The 16,968-nt window shown below is 74.0% G+C and carries 14 protein-coding genes and 1 pseudogene; 7 read left to right on the top strand and 8 right to left on the bottom strand.

Annotation, left to right across the window (positions count from 1 at the left end; genetic code table 11):
• From ABT336_RS13950 to ABT336_RS13940, 3 genes and pseudogenes are all read right to left on the bottom strand, one after another.
• Positions 1-199 (bottom strand): annotated as a pseudogene (locus ABT336_RS13950) (acetyl-CoA carboxylase biotin carboxyl carrier protein); the annotation flags it as partial.
• Entirely contained in the window at positions 196-1,926 is a 1,731-nt protein-coding gene (locus tag ABT336_RS13945) for an acetyl-CoA carboxylase carboxyltransferase subunit alpha (RefSeq protein ID WP_350896939.1), read from the bottom strand. The pseudogene ABT336_RS13950 and the gene ABT336_RS13945, both read right to left, overlap by 4 nt.
• On the bottom strand, positions 1,923-2,243 hold the full coding sequence (locus tag ABT336_RS13940) for a TcmI family type II polyketide cyclase (RefSeq protein ID WP_350896938.1): 321 nt from the start codon (positions 2,241-2,243) through the stop codon (positions 1,923-1,925). The genes ABT336_RS13945 and ABT336_RS13940 overlap by 4 nt, the downstream gene beginning before the upstream one ends.
• Positions 2,244-2,651: 408 nt before the next feature.
• Between ABT336_RS13940 and ABT336_RS13935 the strand changes: the two genes are divergently transcribed.
• From ABT336_RS13935 to ABT336_RS13915, 5 genes are all read left to right on the top strand, one after another.
• Positions 2,652-3,458 (top strand): AfsR/SARP family transcriptional regulator, encoded by an 807-nt coding sequence (locus ABT336_RS13935; protein WP_350896937.1) that lies wholly within the window; start codon positions 2,652-2,654, stop codon positions 3,456-3,458.
• A 160-nt stretch (positions 3,459-3,618) separates the two neighbouring features.
• Positions 3,619-3,966, top strand: coding sequence for a TcmI family type II polyketide cyclase (locus tag ABT336_RS13930; protein ID WP_350896936.1), 348 nt, complete (start codon positions 3,619-3,621; stop codon positions 3,964-3,966).
• A 21-nt stretch (positions 3,967-3,987) separates the two neighbouring features.
• On the top strand, positions 3,988-5,337 hold the full coding sequence (locus ABT336_RS13925) for an FAD-dependent oxidoreductase (protein WP_350896935.1): 1,350 nt from the start codon (positions 3,988-3,990) through the stop codon (positions 5,335-5,337).
• 131 nt (positions 5,338-5,468) lie between these two features.
• On the top strand, positions 5,469-6,773 hold the full coding sequence (locus ABT336_RS13920) for a helix-hairpin-helix domain-containing protein (protein WP_350896934.1): 1,305 nt from the start codon (positions 5,469-5,471) through the stop codon (positions 6,771-6,773).
• A 125-nt stretch (positions 6,774-6,898) separates the two neighbouring features.
• Positions 6,899-7,111: a hypothetical protein gene (locus tag ABT336_RS13915; RefSeq protein WP_350896933.1), complete on the top strand. Its 213-nt coding sequence runs from the start codon at positions 6,899-6,901 to the stop codon at positions 7,109-7,111.
• Positions 7,112-7,343: 232 nt separating this feature from the next.
• Here the strand turns inward: ABT336_RS13915 and ABT336_RS13910 are convergent, their stop codons facing one another.
• Entirely contained in the window at positions 7,344-8,114 is a 771-nt protein-coding gene (locus tag ABT336_RS13910; RefSeq protein WP_350896931.1) for a DUF5995 family protein, read from the bottom strand.
• Positions 8,115-8,294: 180 nt separating this feature from the next.
• Positions 8,295-11,204 (bottom strand): helix-turn-helix transcriptional regulator, encoded by a 2,910-nt coding sequence (locus ABT336_RS13905; RefSeq protein ID WP_350896929.1) that lies wholly within the window; start codon positions 11,202-11,204, stop codon positions 8,295-8,297.
• 194 nt (positions 11,205-11,398) lie between these two features.
• Here ABT336_RS13905 and ABT336_RS13900 point away from each other — a divergent pair, with 194 nt between their 5' ends.
• Positions 11,399-13,378, top strand: coding sequence for an adenylate/guanylate cyclase domain-containing protein (locus tag ABT336_RS13900; RefSeq protein ID WP_350896928.1), 1,980 nt, complete (start codon positions 11,399-11,401; stop codon positions 13,376-13,378).
• Positions 13,379-13,419: 41 nt separating this feature from the next.
• Here ABT336_RS13900 and paaI read toward each other — a convergent pair whose 3' ends face one another.
• Positions 13,420-13,845 carry a hydroxyphenylacetyl-CoA thioesterase PaaI gene (gene paaI / locus ABT336_RS13895; RefSeq protein WP_350896943.1) on the bottom strand — a complete coding sequence of 142 codons (426 nt, stop codon included), beginning with the start codon at positions 13,843-13,845 and terminating at the stop codon, positions 13,420-13,422.
• 250 nt (positions 13,846-14,095) lie between these two features.
• Between paaI and ABT336_RS13890 the strand changes: the two genes are divergently transcribed.
• A complete protein-coding gene (locus tag ABT336_RS13890; protein ID WP_350896927.1) occupies positions 14,096-15,226 on the top strand; it encodes a hypothetical protein in 1,131 nt (376 codons plus the stop codon).
• An 86-nt stretch (positions 15,227-15,312) separates the two neighbouring features.
• Here the strand turns inward: ABT336_RS13890 and ABT336_RS13885 are convergent, their stop codons facing one another.
• Positions 15,313-15,648 carry a hypothetical protein gene (locus ABT336_RS13885; protein WP_350896926.1) on the bottom strand — a complete coding sequence of 112 codons (336 nt, stop codon included), beginning with the start codon at positions 15,646-15,648 and terminating at the stop codon, positions 15,313-15,315.
• Positions 15,649-15,748: 100 nt separating this feature from the next.
• Entirely contained in the window at positions 15,749-16,873 is a 1,125-nt protein-coding gene (locus ABT336_RS13880) for an FUSC family protein (RefSeq protein WP_350896942.1), read from the bottom strand.
• Positions 16,874-16,968: the final 95 nt, after the last annotated feature.

Genomic DNA, 16,968 nt, shown 5'->3' with positions numbered 1-16,968 from the left:
CGGGTGCGTCGTCGGGTGCGGCGCGGGGGGCCGGAGCCGGCACCGGAGCCGGTGCTGTCGGGTCGTGCCACTCCACCTCCAGGACGGTGTCCCCGCTGCGCAGTCGGACCCGGCGCACCGGTCCGGCCAGTTCGGACACCAGGTGTCGGGCCTGCCGACTCAGCTCGGACAGGACCGCCTCGGCGGTGACCTCGCTCATCGGACCCCCACCCCCGTGACCCGGGCCGCCCCGTAGCGGCGGAACCGCTCCCGTCGGCGACGGACCAGGGTGGCCGGCGGTACGTCCAGCAGCGGCGTCAGGTTCGCGGCGACCGCACGACGGAGCAGCTCCGCAGCGACCGCCGGGGCGGACTGGGCGCCCCCCTGCGGTTCCGGCACCACCTCGTCGACGATGCCGAGCCGACACAGGTCCGGGGCGGTCAGCCGCAACGCCCGCGCGGCCTGCGCCGCCGCCGACCGGTCCGGCCAGAGGATCGCGGCGCACCCCTCGGGGCTGATCACCGAGTAGACAGCGTTGCGCAGCATCAACACCCGGTCGGCGACCGCCAACGCCAGCGCCCCGCCGCTGCCGCCCTCCCCGGTCACCACCGCGACGACGGGGATGGGCAGGCAGCTCATCATCAGGATGTTCTCCGCGATCGCGGCGGCCTGGCCGTGTTCCTCGGCTCGTACCCCCGGATCCGCGCCGGGAGTGTCGACCAGGGTGACCACCGGGAGGCCGAGCCGGGCGGCGAGTCGCATCAGCCGCAGGGCCTTGCGGTGACCGGCCGGGCTGGCCATGCCGAAGTTGCGGGCCACCAGCTCGGCTGTGGTGTGTCCCTTCTGGTGGCCGACCACCACCACGTGCCGGCCGTCGAGGCGGGCGAGCCCGCCGACCACCGCCGGGCAGTCCGCGCCGAGCCGGTCACCGTGCAGCTCGACGAAGCCGTCGAAGGCGGCGTCCAGGTAGTCCAGCGTGGTGGGGCGGGCGAGGTGGCGGGCGGCCCGGACCGTGGCCCACGGGTCCTCGTCGGGGCCCGCGACGGCGGTGCCGCCGGACTCCGGGACGGCGGACGGGGTCCCGGCCGACGGCGTCTGGGGGCGGGGGGCGGTGGTGGCCGGTGGCGGCAGGGTCGGCGGCCGACCGGCCGCCGCGGCGGCGAGCACCGAGGCCAGCCGACCGCGCAGCACCCGCCGGGGCACCACCATGTCGACCTGACCGTGCCGGAGCAGGAAGTCGGCGGTCTGGAACCCCTCGGGCAGGGCCCGCCCGGTGACCTGTCGGATCACCCGGGGACCGGCGAAGCCCATCCGGGCACCCGCCTCGGCGAGGACCAGGTCGGTGTTCGTGGCGAAGGAGGCGGCCACCCCGCCGTAGGTGGGGTCGGTGAGGACGCTGACGGTGAGGATCCCCGCCTCGCGCAGGGCGGCCACCGCCTGGCTGACGGTGGCCATCTGCATCAGCGACAGGGCACCCTCCTGCATCCGGGCCCCGCCGGAGGCGGTCACCAGCACCAGCGGGATCCGCTCGTCGAGCGCCCGCTCGGCGCTGCGGGTGATCAGCTCGCCGACCGCACACCCGAGGCTGCCGCCGAGGAACCGGAAGTCCATCACGGCCAGGGCGACCCGGTGTCCGGCGATGGTGGCGGTGCCGCAGACCACCGCCTCGGTGAGACCGGTGCCGGCCCGGGCGGCGGTGAGCCGGTGCGGGTAGGGCAGGACGTCGACGAACCCGATCGGGTCGACGTCGGCCGGCCGGTCGGCCAGGGCGACGAACGAGGCCGGGTCGACGAGTTGCCGGAGCCGGTCCGGCGCACCGAGCCGGGCGTGCGCCCCACACTCGGGACAGACGTCGAGGTTGCGCAGGAGGCGCTTGCGGTAGAGCAGACTGGCACAGCCCGCGCACCGGGACCAGAGCTGCTCCTCGGCGGGCGCGGTGGCGGTCACGGCCGCTCCCAGTGGTAGAACCGCTGGGCCATGGCGTCGCGGGGTCCCTGCCAGGTCGGCAGGTACGGCGAGATGAACGGCCGCAGTCGGGCGCTGACCCGGGTGAACTCCGGGTGGTCCCGGACCGCCTCCACGGCACCGTCGCCCGCCGACTCGGTCTCCAGCAGGTGGACGTAGATGTCGTGCAGCCGGTAGAGGGACCGGTGCCGGACCCCGGCCAGGCGGGGCAGTTCGGTCGCGTCGGACTCGGCGAAGATCTCCGCCACCTGTTCCTCGGCGTCCGGAACCACCTTCGCGATGATCAGCGTACGGTCCATGAGCTGGCACCCCCACGGCACATCGGCGGGTGGCCCGGCGGGCCACGTCGGATCGGTGCCGCCACGATGCGCCGTACGCCGTCACCCCGCCGTCACCGTTGGCCCACCAACCACAATCGGCGGTGACGTTCCGTTGACGCAAGCTATGAACAATCCCTGCCCCAGCTGTGCGGCCGCCGGATGGACTGACACTTTTTCGCTGATCAGAGTGGGTGCGGCAGGTGAACTCGAAGGTCACAAAGCAGACCGAGTCGTTGACTCAGCGTAACCGCGATTGTTAGTGTCGGCACGTCCAACCCGGCGGCCACGGGTCGCCCGTCGCCAACGGCGCAACCTCGACAGCGGTGTCACCCGTCGACCGCTTGTGACACGTCGGGACTGCGGTTCCACTCCAGGGGGGTGCCGTCCGTGACCTCTGAACCACGCCCGCCCGCCCGGGTCGAGCGCGCCCCGGTGGCGCTGCACCTGCTCGGCGGGTTCCGACTGCTGCGGCGGGGGGCACCGGTGGTCGTCCCCCGGGGCCTGCAACGGGTCATCGCCCTGATCGGGCTTCGCCCGGACGCCACCCGGAGCAACCTGGCCGGTCTGCTGTGGCCGGAGGCCGCCGAGGAACGGGCGCTCTCCTCGCTGCGGACCGCCCTGTGGCGGCTGCGCCAGGACCCCTGCTGCCCGCTGATCACGGTGGGCGACACCGTACGCCTCGATTCGAGCGTCCGGGTCGACGTCGACGACCTGGTGCAGACCGCCGCCCGGATCCGCGACGGCGACGACGCCCACCTCGTCGAGGGCGCCCTGGCCGCCGGCCGCCACGACCTGCTCCCCGGCTGGTACGACGACTGGGTGCTGCTGGAACGCGAACGGCTGCGCCAACTGCGTCTGCACATGCTGGAGCAGGTGGCCGCGTACCACCTCGCCGCCGGTCGGCACGGGCAGGCCCTCGACGCCGCCCTGGAGGCGATGTCGGCCGAGCCGTTACGGGAGACACCGCACCGCCTGGTGGTCCGCATCCACCTGGCCGAGGGCAACGCGTACGAGGCGGTGCACGCCTTCTACGTCTACCGCGACCTGCTGCTGCGGGAACTGCGCCTGGAACCCTCGGCCGCGATGTCCGCCCTGCTCGACGACACCCTGGCACCGATCCGACGGGCCAGCCCGGCGGGCGCCGGCCGACCCCGCACCGACCCGGCGAGCCAGGGCGTCCCCCGCCCCCGGTGAGCACGGCGCCCCCCGGAGACCCGGACCGGCACCGGCACCCGACGTCACGACGACCACGCCCGGAGTGACGACCCGGTGACTGAACGTCGGGGAGGGTGAGGGAACAGCTGTCCCAGGTGCCGCCGGCCCGCCCGACGACACCACCGACGGAAGGGATCCCATGAGTCGTCTACTGGTGGTCAGCAGGATCATCCCGGGTTCGGAGGGTCGGGTGGCCCAGATCTTCAGCGAGTCCGACGCGACGGAACTGCCCGCCATGACCGGACTCCGACACCGGTCGCTCTACTGCCTGCACGACCTGTACGTGCACCTGATGGAGACCTCCGACGTCGACCCGGACGCGTTGGCGGCGGCCCGCAACCACCCGCTGTTCCGTGAGGTCAACAAGCGGCTCTCGGCGCACACCTCGCCGTACCTGCCGACCTGGCGGTCCCCGCGTGACGCGATCGCCGGGTGCTTCTACACCTGGGACGCGGACTCGGTGACCACTACCGGCGCCGCCGGCTGACGGCCGAGGAGGGGAACCGCCGTGTCACCCCAACGACTGCGGGTTCTGGTCATCGGTGCCGGCACCGGTGGCATGTGCCTGGCGCACGGGCTGCGCCGGGCCGGCATCGACGTCGCCGTCTACGAACGGCACCGCGACCGCAGCGACGGTCTGCTCAGCTACCGCATCGGGATCGGCCCGACCGGGAACAAGGCGCTGCGCCGATGCCTGTCACCGGAGCTGTTCGACGTCTTCCTCGCCACCTGTGCCCGCTCCCCCCGGTACTTCACCGTCATCAGCGAGCGGCTGCGCGAGACCGCCTCGTTCGAGCTGCGCCCGGACACCGACCCGGTGGAGACCGAACGGTCGGTGGCCCGGATGACCCTGCACCAGGTCCTGCTCACCGGGATGGAGGACGTCGTCCACTTCGGGCGGACCTTCACCCACTACGAACAGCGCGACGACGGGACGGTCACCGCCCACTTCGCCGACGGCTCCACCGCCGTCGGCGACCTGCTGGTCGCCGCCGACGGAACCCACTCGGCGGTACGTCGTCAACACCTGCCGCACGCCGTGACCCGCCCCGCCGGCACCGTCAACATCGCGGTGAAGATCCCGCTGACCGACCACGTCCGGTCGCTGCTACCCGAACGGGTCCGGCAGGGCATCTCCCTGATCTTCGCCAGCGGCGGGATCATGGGGGTGCTGCACGTGATGGAGTTCAAGTGGGACCGCGACGGTCGACTGAGACCGGACCTCGACCCGGCCGACGCCGCCCTGCTGGCCCGGTGGCCGGGGTTGCGCCACGACGCCACCCGCGACTACGTCAACATCGTCATCTGGAGCGCGGACCGCCACTTCCCCGCCGACGTGATGGACCTGCGCGGACCCGCCCTGATCGACCTGGCCCTGCGACTGACCCGGGGCTGGCATCCGGACCTGCGGGACCTGCTCGCCGGCAGCGACCCGCAGAGTGCGATGCCGATCCGGGTGGCCACCTCGGAGCCGATCCCACAGTGGAAGGCCAGCACCGTCACCCTCCTCGGCGACGCCATCCACACGATGACCCCCGGGAGGGGGGTGGGGGCGAACACGGCGCTTCGGGACGCCGCCCTGCTCGTCGGGGAGTTGCGGCAGGTAGCGGCGGGTGACAAGACGCTGCTGGCGGGGGTTGCCGACTACGAGGCGGCGATGCTGCCGTACGGCTACGCCCGGGTCGCCGACTCGTTGTCCCGCAACGGCACCAACGGCGACGATCCGCTGTACCGCCCGGTGGTGGGTCGACTGGCCCTGCTGGGTGCCCGGGGTTACTTCGGTGTCACCAGTCGGATCCCCCGGTTGCGCCGCAGGTTCGTCGACGACTTCTACACCTACCGGGGCGAGAACGACTGACCCTCGCCCCCGTGAGCCGCGCTGTTGCCTGCCCTGCCGGTGTGCGAAGCTGCCCCGAGCTTTCTTCGCGACCCTTCGACCTAGGTGAGGGCGATTTCTCCGTGTCGTTCACTTTCTCGCATCTCCTTCTGTTGATCTTGGCGCTGGCGGCGGGTTTCGCCGGCGGATGGATACTCCGTTCCCGCCGGGCTCCGAACCCGAGCGGGGCGTCCCCGGTGGCCGGTGCCCCGAGTGACCTCGGCACCTCCGGTGCCCAGACGGCCGTGGCGCCCGCCGCCGTGGTCGCCGCCGACCCCGCACCGGCCACCGTCGACGACGAACCCCCGGCGGCCGTCCTCGACCGGGCACCGACCCACGCCACCGACGACGCACCGGCGACCACCGCCACCGGACCGGACACCACCGACGACGCACCGGCGACCACCGCCACCGAAACGGTCACCGCCGCCGACGCACCGGCGACCACCACCGCCGGAACCGTCGTCGGCGACGACGAGTTCGCGGCGCGGACGTCGGCCGAGCCCGCCGTCGCCGGTTCGACCTCGGACGACCCGATCCTCGTCGCGGCGGCCACCACCGGCCTGGTCACCGACACCCCGAAGGCCACCGACGTCGACCCGACGCCGGTCGCCGCCGAGACCGACCCGACCCCGGTCGCGCCCGTCGTCGACGCGGCCGCCTCATCGACCACCGCCGAGGAGACCACCGCCGGGGAGACCACCGAGCCCTCGACGACCGACCGGCCCGAGGTCGTACCGGCCGCCGCCGACGCGGTGCCCGCCGCCCTCGCGCCCCCCGTCGAGGAGAACGCACCTGTCGCCGACGCCCCGGTGACCACCGGGAACGTGGACGAGACGACGACCGACTCGCCGACTCCGGTCCCCCACCCCCGCTCCGCCACGGCGGAGGAGACCGTGACCGAGCAGGACGCACCGGCCCCGGCCGACACGGCGACCGACGCCCCCCTGACCGCCGCGACCACCGACGCGGCGACCGACGGCGCGGCTCCTGCCGCTGCTGCGACCGACGGCGCGGCGACCACCGAGGTGACCGACGGCGGGGCTCCGACCGACGTGGCCACCGACGGCGGGACCCCTGCCGGTGCGGTGACCGGTGACGTGGCGGCGGCCGGTGCGGCGGTCGGCGGTGCGGCGGCCGGAGCGGGCGCGGGTGCGGGTGCGGCGCAGACCGGTTCCGTCGACGACTTCCGGCGGATCCAGGGTGTCGGACCGAAACTGGCCGCCACGTTGCAGGCCGCCGGCATCCGGACCTACCGGCAGCTCGCCGACCTGGACGAAGCCGCCCTCCGGGAGGTCATCCGGACCGCCGGGGTCCGTTCCGCACCGGGGCTGGCCACCTGGCCGCAGCAGGCCGCAGTGCTCGCCGGGGCTCCCGAGGCGGAGCGGATCCTCCCGGTGGCCGACGGGAGCGCCTGACCGCTCGCCTCCGGTGGCTGATCCGTCCCGGCCACCGGTGTGGCGACCCGGGCACCGTTAGCGGTCGACCGCGACTGGGTACATCCCGCCCCACCTGACAACAATCAGCCAACCGGGAGGCAGCCATGCGTCGTGGCCCGTCGCTTTTGGGAATCATCCTCGTGATCTGGCTCGTCATCGGCGCTGTCGCCGCCGGGCAACGGGGCTACTTCAGCGGCAACGACGAGACCAACTGCGCCGAGGTGGGCACCATACTGGTGACCATCGCGGCGGGGCCGCTCAACTACGTCGGCGCCAACCCGCAGGTCGACTGCGAACTGCCCGAGCCGTCTCGGTGAGTCGCACCGTCGGCCCGTACCCCGGGGTGCGGGCCGACGGTCGACCCCCGCGGGCCGGTGAGGCCGGGCGATCCCCCCGATCGACCGGGCCCCACCGGCCCCTGGAACGGTCGTCCCGATCCCCCCGGGTGACCGTTCCACCTCCCCCGTACGCCCGCCCCCCGGCGGACGTCTCGTCGCCCCCGTGCCCCACCACCCCCCACCGGCGGAGCACGGGAACCCCCCGTACCGGCTACTGCAGCAGCGCCCCGAGGGGCGAGAGCAGGAGCCGGCCGAACGCGGCGGCGGTCTCGTCCAACCGCTTCCGCTCGATCTCCCGAGCGTGCTCGTCGTGCCGACACCGCCAGATCTTCTGGGCGTTGCGCCAGGCCACATCGCGGGTGTACTCCACCAGTTCACCCTGGTACCAGTCGTCGAAGTCCCCGTTGAGCATGTCGATGATCAGCTGCCACCGGTCCAGGTAGCCGCGCCGCAGCGACGGGATCTTCTGGGCGAAGATCGCGTTGATCTCCAGGTAGTCACGGTGCTGCTCGCTGGCGTCGACCGGCTCGGACTCCAGGTGGTCGAAGGTGGTGACCAGGGCGAACGGCAGGTCGAAGTTGATGTGGGCGTTGACCCCGGCCGCCGCCGACGGCAGCGGACGCGCATCCGGACCCGACATCCGCTCGAACAGGCACCGCCAGGCCGCCGGGGTGTTCGGGCTCGACTCGGTCCACAGCCGCAGGGCGTCGAAGTAGCGGGTGGCGAACTCGACGTCGAGGCGGGACAGGAAGACCGGGTCGGCGAACCGTCCGTCGTAGAGGCCGTCCAGGACGCACTCGGTGATCACCAGGTACAGCCGGTTGAAGTCGGCCAGCGGGTTGCTGTCGGCCAGCGGAGGCAGCCGTACCAGCATGTCCTGCAACTTGGTCAGGTGGTCGACCACCGCCGGGACGTCCGCCGGATGGTCGGCCAGCAGGTCGACGACGTCCCCGTGGACGGGACCCCACACCGGTACGCTCATAGCTCCTCCACTGGTCCCCGCGGCACCCCCGCGCTGTCGTCGACGTGGCACAGCCTGCCAGCGGGAGACGACCTGTGGATCAGTAGAATGACGTATAAGCAACGACGTACCGCAGGCGTCTGACCGCCCGTCGATCGACCCGGGAGCGACCGGCCGATCAGCACCGCACCGAACGGCCGGTCAGGACGGCTGGCGCAGGAAGATCGCGCTGGCCTGCACCCGGGTCCGCACCTGGAGCTTGTCGAAGATGTGCGACACGTGCACCCCGATGGTCCGCTCGCTGATGAACAGCCGCTGACCGATCTCCTTGTTGGTGAGCCCCTCGGCGACGGCGGCGAGCACCTCCCGCTCCCTGGCGGTCAGGGTCGCCAACTCGTCGCTTGTGGACACCACAGGGGCGGTGCGCCCCCGGGTGGCGGGGACGGTGCGCTCCTCCAGGTCGATGCGGGCCCGTCCGGCGATAGTGGTGATCTCCGAGGTCATCGGCTCCGCGCCCAGCCCGTGCGCCGCGGCGTACGCCTGCCGCAGCAGCTTGCGGGCGGTGGCGGGACGAACCCGGCGGCTCAGCAGCGCCTCGGCCTGACGCAGTCGGCAGTAGGCAGCCGGATAGGGGTGGTTGTCCCGGTCCCACTCGGATGCCGCCCGGCCCCACAGGTCGGCGTCGCTGGCACCCTCGATCCGGCTGATCTCCGCCGCGCACAACGCCAGGAACCCCCCGACCACCCGACGGACCAGCTTGGAGGCGTTCTCGCTGCGTACCGCGACCCGCTCCATCGCCTCCCGGAGTCGACGGACCGCCGTCGGGTCCATCTCCACGGTCCGGCTGGCCTGCGCCTCCGCCTCGGCCCGCAACCCGTGCCAGACCAGGGCGGCGAGGATCGCCACGTCGTCGGAGCGGCTCTCGATGAGCCCGCGTTGGACCGCCTGCCGGGCCACGTCGTGTCGGCCCTGCCACATCGCCAGCCCGGCGCGCAGCGTCAACATCGGCAACACGTGTCGGGCGCCCCCACCGGCGAGCACCGTGGCCACCGCGTCGAGGTCCCGGTCGGCGGCCTCCACCTCCCCGTACCCCACCGACAGTCGGCACCTGGCCAGCAGCAGCTCCACCGCGTCCGCCCCGGAGGGGCGGTGTCGCAGCGCCGCCGCGATCACCTTCTCCGCCTCGGACCACTGCCCCACCCGGAACAGCCCGTTCGTGGCGATCGCCAGCAGCCGGGTCTCGTAGGTGCGGCCCAGCCCCAGCTCGGCGACCCGTTCGGCGCCCCGGCGGGCCACCACCACCCCCTCCTCGATGACGTTGAGCGGCCCGGTCAGCAACTCCGCCAGGTGCAGGTACGCCGTTCCCACATCGGAGGGTCGGCCGGACCGTTCGGCCACCGCCAGCGCCTCCCGCATCACCGCCAGCCCGGCGTCCGGGTCCTCCAGGTACGCGTCGCTGTACCCCAGCGCCGCGCTGGCGCGTACCACCTCCGAGGTGGAGCCGTCGACTCCCGTGCAGAGCGTCAACGCCTCCCGGGCCCGTTGTCCGGCGTCGACGTACCGTCCCATCTGCACCAGCAGTTCGGCGAGGTACGCGGCGGCGGTGGCCCGCTCCCGCGCCGTACACGCCGGGTCCTCCAGGACCAGCCGGTACTCCTGCTCGGCCGGGGCGGACCGACCGGCGGAGGCGAGGTAACGGGCGCGCCGGATCCGCAGCGAACACGACAGCGTCCCGCCCCCGGTGGCGGCCAACTCCTCCAGCAGGGCCAACGCCCGGGCGTGTTCACCGCACTGGTGGGCCGACTCGGCGGCGTGACCGAGCAGGGTCACCCGGTCGACAGCCATCCCGGGGGCCGGCTCGGTGGCCCCGTCGGAGAGCTGCAACGCCAGCGACCAGTGCCGGTGCGCCTCGGCGTACCCGTGCAACCGCTCGGCCTCCTGGGCCGCCGCCACGGCCGCTGGCAACGCCCGCGTCGGCTCTCCCGCCAACCGCCAGTGGTGCGCCAGCCGGGCCTGGTGCAACTCGGCCGGGGCGGTGGTCACCGCCTCGGCGTAACGTCGGTGCAGGACCTGGCGTTCGGCCGGGAGCAACTCGTGGGCGAGGACCTCGGCGACCAGCCGGTGCCGCAGCCGGTAGCCGTCGTCGGAGCTGTCGAGCAGCCGGTGCGCCACCGCCGCCCGGATCGCCTCGATCAGCTCCTCCTCCGGCAGCCGCACGACCCGCGCCAGCAGCCAGTGCTCCACCGGCTCCACACCGGCCGCCACGGCGTGCACCACCTGGTGGGCCGCCTGCGGCAGGGCGTCCACCCGGGCCAGGAAGATCTCCCGCAGGGTGTCCGACAACCCGTCCCGGCCGTCGCGCAGGTCCCGGGCGAGTTCCTCCACCACGAACGGGTTGCCGCCGCTGCGCTGCCACACCTGCTCGGCCGCGTCCGGGCCCAACGGGTGTCCCACCACCGCCGTGGCCAGTTTCTCGGTCGCCGCCCGGTCCAACGGGGCCAGGTCGACCACCCGTACCGACCGCAGTCTGCGCAACTCGGTCAGCACCCGGCGCAGCGGATGCGCCCCCTGCAACGACTCCGCCCGCACCGCCGCCAGCACCGACAGTTGCAGGTCACCCAGGCCCGCCAGCAGGTACAGCAACAACTGGCGGGTGGTCCGGTCCACCCACTGGAGGTCGTCGAGGACCAGCAGCAGCGGACGTCCCTCGGCGATCAGGTGCAGCCCCTGGGAGACGCGCTCCAGCAGTGCACCCGCGCCGTCCGGGCCTCCCTGCTCCTCGGCGAACATCCGCAGCAGGCTGCGGACCGCGGAGGAGGTCCGGGCGGGGGCCACCGCCTCGGCCTCCAGCCGACGCAGCGCCTGCAACAGGGGGTGCAGCGGGGAGGCGTCCCCGATGTCCAGGCATGCCCCGGTGAGCACCACGGCGCCCCTGTCACGCAGGGCCGCGCCCACCTCACGCAGCAGCCGGGTCTTGCCGACCCCGCTCTCCCCGGTGACGAACACCGCGGCGGTGTGCCCCTGGGCGACATCGTCGAGGAGCGCCGAACGCAGCTTGCTCACCTGGTCAGCGCGGCCGACGAGCGGTGCGGACTCCACATCGCGGGCCATGGCACGCAGCCTAGTCACACCCGGGGTCGACCCACTACGGCCTTGTCCCCCTTGTGGTACCTCTCGCGTCGACTTCACGACCGATGGTTGCGCGGAGCCGACATACGTCGTTCTGCCGATCCCCCGTCGGTCGAGGGATGGGAATCTCCTGACGTCGTGTGGAACCACGCGGGGAAGAGGTGGTGGTGATGTCGATGTCAACGATCATCACGGAGACCCGGCCGATGGTGTCGGGGTGGCCGATACCCGAGGAACGACGGACGGTCTCGGTCCTCTTCGCCGACATCGTCGGCTCGACCGCGCTCGTCGACAGGCTGGACCCGGAGGACGTCCGGTCCCTGCAACGGGCCTACTTCGACGCGGTGGCCCGGGTCCTGCACAGATACCACGGCGTTGTCGAGAAGTACGTCGGTGATGCGGTGATGGCGCTGTTCGGTGCCCGCCGCTCCGACGGGTTCGACGCGTACCGGGCGGTCCGGGCGGGTCTGGAGATCCAACGGACCGTCGACGGGCAGTCCCTGGGGGTGGGTACCCCGGTCCGGCTCCGGGTCGGGGTGGCCACCGGAGAGGTCATGGTGGACGTACCGGGAAGCCGGGACGGTCGACACGGCACCGCCAGCGGCGCGGTGATCACCACCGCCGCCCGGCTCCAGGCGTACGCGGCACCGGGTGCCGTGGTCCTCTGCGCCGCCACCCACCGGGCCACCGACGGGCTGCTCGGACAGGCGGCCCTGCCTGCGGTAACTGTGGCCGGTAGGGCGACCCCCCTGGAGATCTGGCGGGCCGAGGACACAGTCACCGTGGCCCCGGCGACGCACCGGGGTCCCCTGGTGGGGAGACGTCGGGAGGTCGCGACCGCCACCGACCGGATCCGACGGGCGCTGCGGGACCGGGCTCCCCGCTGGCTGTCGCTGGTCGGCAGCAGCGGCAGCGGCCGGAGCCGACTCCTGCACGAACTCGTCGCGGCGCTGCCCACCGTCGGCGCGGCACCGGTCACCTGGTGCGTGGCGCACTGCCCGCCGCACACCGGGGCGGCGCTGGCCCCGGTCGCCGACCTGGTCCGCCGGTTCGCCGGGCTGGTCGGCACCGAGTCGCCCGCCCAGGTCAGGCAACGCCTGACCGCCGTCCTCACCGGTCTGGTGCCGGCCCGCCGGCTCCCGTCGGCGGTCCGGGCGTCGGCGAACCTGCTCGCCGCGCCGGACACCTCCGCCGAGGCCGCCGACGGGGTCGCCGCCTGGCAGCAGGTCCTGCTGGGCCTGGCGGCCCGTCAGCCGGTGGTGGTGGCGGTCGACGACGTGGACCGGGCCGATCCCCGGGTCCTCGCCTTCCTGCGGCAGCTGGTCACCACCGCCACCGCCCGGGGGCTGGCGCTGGCGGTGGTGGTCACCCACCAGCCCACCCGCGACGACCTGCGGCCCGGGACACCCGGCCGGGCGGAGCAGATCGGGTTGGCCTCGCTGGGCACCGTGGACACCGGACGGTTGCTGCGTCGGCTGCTGGTCCGCGCCGGTCGGCCCGACCAGCCCGTCGACCGGCTCCTGCCGTTGGTCGCCGGCAATCCCGGGTACGCCGCGGCGTACGTCAGGCTGGCCGTCGAGCGGGGGGCCGGTGACCCGGCGGAGCTGCCGGTGCCCGACGAGGTACGGCGTACGCTGACCGCCCGCATCGACGTCCTCGACGGCGTACACCGGGGGGTCCTGATGGCCGGTGCGACGCTCGGGGTCAGGTTCACGGCGGCGGCGGTGGACCGGGTGCTGGCCTGGCCCGCCGGGCACAGTGGACCGGTGCTGGCCGCGCTGGCCGACCGGGGTCTGCTGGGTCGGCTGCCCCAGGGCGGGTACGCCTTCGTCGAGCCGGTGCTGCGCCGGGTCGCGCTCGACCGGCTGCCCCGGGCGGTACGCGCCGAGTTCGCGGGACGGGCGGCGGCGGGCGAGGCCGCGCCCGGGTGCGACGAGGCGGGCCCGTCGGCCACCTGGTCGACGCCGCTCGTGGTGCCCGCCGGGGTGCCGACCGTCCCCCGTCGACAGGTGGCCCCGACCGCTGCGGCGACAGTGGGCGCACCGGCCGGTGCGGTGGTGGGTGTCCCGGCCGGTGCGGGTGTCCTGCGTCGGTTCCCGCCCACCCCGTCGTCGTCGGGGGCCCGGTCGACGGCGACGCCACCCCGGGCTGCCTGAGCCGACCCCGACGGGACCGACACCGCACCCGGTGGCCGGGTTCAGGCCGTCGGGTCGGCGTGCCCGGGGGTGCCCGTCGCGGTCCGGAGGTCCTCCGGTCGGTCGGCGAGGACCCGGCTGCGCCCCCGGAACTCGGCGACCACCTCACCGTCGCGGGTCACCGTGACGTCGTAGATGCCGCTGCGGCCGTACCGGGTCCGCTCGACCGCCCGGGCGAGCAGGAGGTCTCCGGCGTACGCGGGTCGGACGAAGGTGATCTCCGCCCCGGCCGCCACGGTGACCGGCCCCCGACTGTTGCAGGCCAGCGCGAACGCGGTGTCGGCGAGCAGGAACACGAAACCGCCGTGGGCGATGGCGTGGCCGTTGACCATCGCCGGGGTGACCCGCATCCGGGCCACCGCCACCCCGTCGGCGGCCTCGACGACCTCGATGCCCAGCCCTCGTGACGCCGGGTCGGCGTCGAACATGTCGTGTGCCGCCGTCCGGGCCGTCGACCCCGCGTCGTCGCGGGGTGCGGGCGACGCCGGTGCCCGCTGGTCCGCCCTGTTGCCATCCACCGGTCGTCCCTCCCCGGCGTGACCCCTGCACGTCGGACCGTCCCGGGTACGGTACGCCCCGCCGTCGAGAGGTCCGCCCGCGCGTCGCCCACCCCGTCACGGCAGGAAACCGCACAATGACCCACAGTCATGACGTGATGGTGTGGAAAGGGGACGACCGGTGGCGAATGCAACGGGCCCGACGGTGCCGACACCCCGGCGGTCACCGGCAACCCTCGACCGGCCGGTGCCGGCGGCGACCCGCCGGGAGGATGCGGTCACAGTGGTCCTGGCGGCCTGCCTGGTGGCCGGCGCGCTCGCCGACGGGTGGGCGCACACCAACGTGATCGAGACCATCGAGGGGTTCTTCACCCCGTGGCACGGCCTGCTCTACGCCGGTTTCGCCGCGACCGCCGGGTGGACCTTCTTCCTGGCCTACCGTCGGCGGGCGCACGCCCCCCGGTGGTGGCGCGACGGGTGGCCGGTCGGCTATCGGGTGGGCGCGATCGGTGTCGTCGCGTTCGGGCTCGCCGCGCTCGCCGACATGGTCTGGCACGAGACCCTGGGGGTGGAGGTCGGCCTGGACGCCTCGTTCAGCCCGAGTCACCTGATGTTGGTCTGTGCGGCCCTGCTGATGGTCAGCAGCCCGCTGCGGTCGTGGTGGGCGCAGGGCGGGGCCGGACTGCGGACCCTGACCGGGGTCGGGTCGATGGTCCTCACCGCGATGAACCCGACGATCCTGCTCACCCACTCCTCGGCGTTCCTGACCACGGCGCCGACCCGCCCGATCGACGCACCGAACGGTCCGGTGTCGGCGCTGCTCGGGGTGGACGCCTACCTGGTCACCACGATCCTGCTGGTGGTGCCGTTCCTGCTGTTGCACCGACGCCGGTGCACCCTCGGGGCCGGGGCGGCGGTGGTCGCCGGGGTCGCCCTGTTCGCCCTGGGTATGCACGAGTTCCCGGCCGCCGCCACGGCAGGCGCGGCGGGCGCGGTCGTCGGGGCGGGCCTCGCCGACGTCGTCCTGCACCGGCTCGACGCGGTCCGGGGCCCGGCGGCGGCCCTGCGGCTGCCCCTGGCCGGTGCGGTCTTCGCCGCCCTGGTCTGGGCCGGTCACCTCAGCGGGCTGGCGGTGGCCGACGGGATCCGGTGGACCCCCGAGGTGACCACCGGGATCGTCACCCTCACCGCCGTCTTCGGGGCCGCCCTCGGCGGTCTGGCCGCCCGGCCGGTCCCACCCCGGCAGCCTCGCCCCGACCCGACGGGAGACGGCCCGACCGAGTCCGCCCCGGCGACCGCCGCCACGGCGTGACGGGAGACGGCCCGACCGGGTCCGCCCCGGCGACCGCCGCCACACCGCCGCCACGGCGTGACGGGCGGGGCCGGGGCCCGGCCGCCTCAGCGCATCCGGCGTTCGGGGTGGGCCCGGTTCCAGGCCCGCATCCGGTCCGGATAGCCGGTCCGGGCCGCCTCGTACAGCGGCACCGCGTGCCGGTGCGCGAGCTTCGCCGCCACCCGGGGGTTCCCGGTCCGCCGACGGATCCACTCCCCGTCGTGGGCGATCGCCATGACTGTGGTGTCGGTGGCGGTCGTCTCCGGCTCCAGGTAGAACTCCACCCCCTGCCGACTGGCCACGAACTCCTCCAGCGCGGTCAGGTCCTCCCGGGTCCCCTCACGGTCGAGCTTGGTCGGGATCGTCCCGTCGGAACGGGACCGTCGATTCCACCACGCCATCGCCGACTCCTCTCCTGCGCCTGACCACCCAGTCCAGCACAGCCACCTGTCAGCTTTCTGCGAGCCGGATGGGAGTCCCCTGGACGGCGGGCGGCGCAGGTCACACCGCCGGCAGCCCGAGCGCCTCGTCGATGCGGGCGAGGAGGGCCGCGTCGTCGTCGGGTCCCACGCTGCGCAGCAGGTCGATCGCGGTGGACCGGACCTGACCGATGATCATCGCCAGCGGCAGGGGATGGCCGGGGAGGAAGAGCCGCCCGGCGATCCGGACCGCCTCCAGGGCGGCGGTCTCCGCCCTGGCGCAGCACTCGTCGGCGACGGTCTCCCGACCCTCCAGGTCGGCAGCGATCGCCTCCCCGGCCTCGTGGACCGCCTCGGCGAGCAGCCGGACGGCCGCGCCGAGGTCCGCCGGGACCGGGGCCGGCGTCCGGGTGAGGGTCACCCCGGCACGGGCCAGGACCCGGGCGTTGCGTACGGCGTAGTCGATCTGCCCGATGGAGGCGTCCACGACCCGCAGCCGGCCCCGGTGCCGACGCCGCCGCAGGTGCAGGGCGACCGCCTCACCGGCGGCGAGGACCCCGGTCCGCAGCCGCTCCACCGCCGAGTCCATCCCCCGGGCGCGCTCCAGGGCTGCCTTCGCCGCGACCGGATCGTGGTCGTCGAGGGCGTCGGCCGCCTCGTGCAGGACCGAGGAGAGGTCGGCGAAGGTCTGCCGGAACTCGGCCACCAGCGGGTCGAGCGGGTGCCGTACGGCGGCGAGCTGACTGACGACGAGCGCCACCGCCCCACCGATCAGCGCGTCGACGAAGCGGAACGGGATCAGGTTCTCCCCCGGCGGGTCGATCACCACCAGGTAGAGGGCGGAGACGGCGGCCTGCACCACCGAGACACCCGTAGCCCCGACGGCCACCGCCCCGACGATGGTGAGCAGGATGACGGTGAAGATGGTCAGGGTGTGGCGGGCGCCGAGCGCCTGGATCACCACGTCGGCGACGAGCACTCCGGCGGCGACCCCGATCAGCACCTCCACCGCCCGGCGGGTCCGCTGCCCCCGGGCCTGACCCAGGACGATCAGGGCGGCGGCGGGGGCGAAGAACGGCTGCGGGTGGCCGACCAGGACCGTCGCCAGGATCCAGGCCACCGTCGCGGCCAGGGTGCTCTCCAGCACCTGCGGCCAGCCCCGCCACACCCGCTCGGCGGCCTCCCGGAACCAACTCCACCGGGGCATCGCCACGCCGTCTCCCTCGTCCGCCCCACACCGTTGTGGGTTCCGGCCCTCCATCGTGCTCCCTGGTCGATCGACCGGGGTGGCCAGGGCGGACA

Source organism: Micromonospora sp. NPDC000207 (genome assembly GCF_040300925.1).
In the GTDB taxonomy this organism is placed as follows: Bacteria; Actinomycetota; Actinomycetes; order Mycobacteriales; family Micromonosporaceae; genus Micromonospora.
This window is presented reverse-complemented; position numbering and strand designations above follow the sequence as displayed.

Excerpts from the sequence above, each read along its gene's own strand:
- ABT336_RS13940 (WP_350896938.1), bottom strand. The coding sequence starts at position 2,243 with ATGGACCGTACGCTGATCATCGCGAAGGTGGTTCCGGACGCCGAGGAA.
- ABT336_RS13930 (WP_350896936.1), top strand. The coding sequence starts at position 3,619 with ATGAGTCGTCTACTGGTGGTCAGCAGGATCATCCCGGGTTCGGAGGGT.
- ABT336_RS13915 (WP_350896933.1), top strand. The coding sequence starts at position 6,899 with ATGCGTCGTGGCCCGTCGCTTTTGGGAATCATCCTCGTGATCTGGCTC.
- ABT336_RS13910 (WP_350896931.1), bottom strand. The coding sequence starts at position 8,114 with ATGAGCGTACCGGTGTGGGGTCCCGTCCACGGGGACGTCGTCGACCTG.
- ABT336_RS13905 (WP_350896929.1), bottom strand. The coding sequence starts at position 11,204 with ATGGCCCGCGATGTGGAGTCCGCACCGCTCGTCGGCCGCGCTGACCAG.
- ABT336_RS13900 (WP_350896928.1), top strand. The coding sequence starts at position 11,399 with ATGTCAACGATCATCACGGAGACCCGGCCGATGGTGTCGGGGTGGCCG.
- paaI (WP_350896943.1), bottom strand. The coding sequence starts at position 13,845 with ATGTTCGACGCCGACCCGGCGTCACGAGGGCTGGGCATCGAGGTCGTC.
- ABT336_RS13885 (WP_350896926.1), bottom strand. The coding sequence starts at position 15,648 with ATGGCGTGGTGGAATCGACGGTCCCGTTCCGACGGGACGATCCCGACC.
- ABT336_RS13880 (WP_350896942.1), bottom strand. The coding sequence starts at position 16,873 with ATGCCCCGGTGGAGTTGGTTCCGGGAGGCCGCCGAGCGGGTGTGGCGG.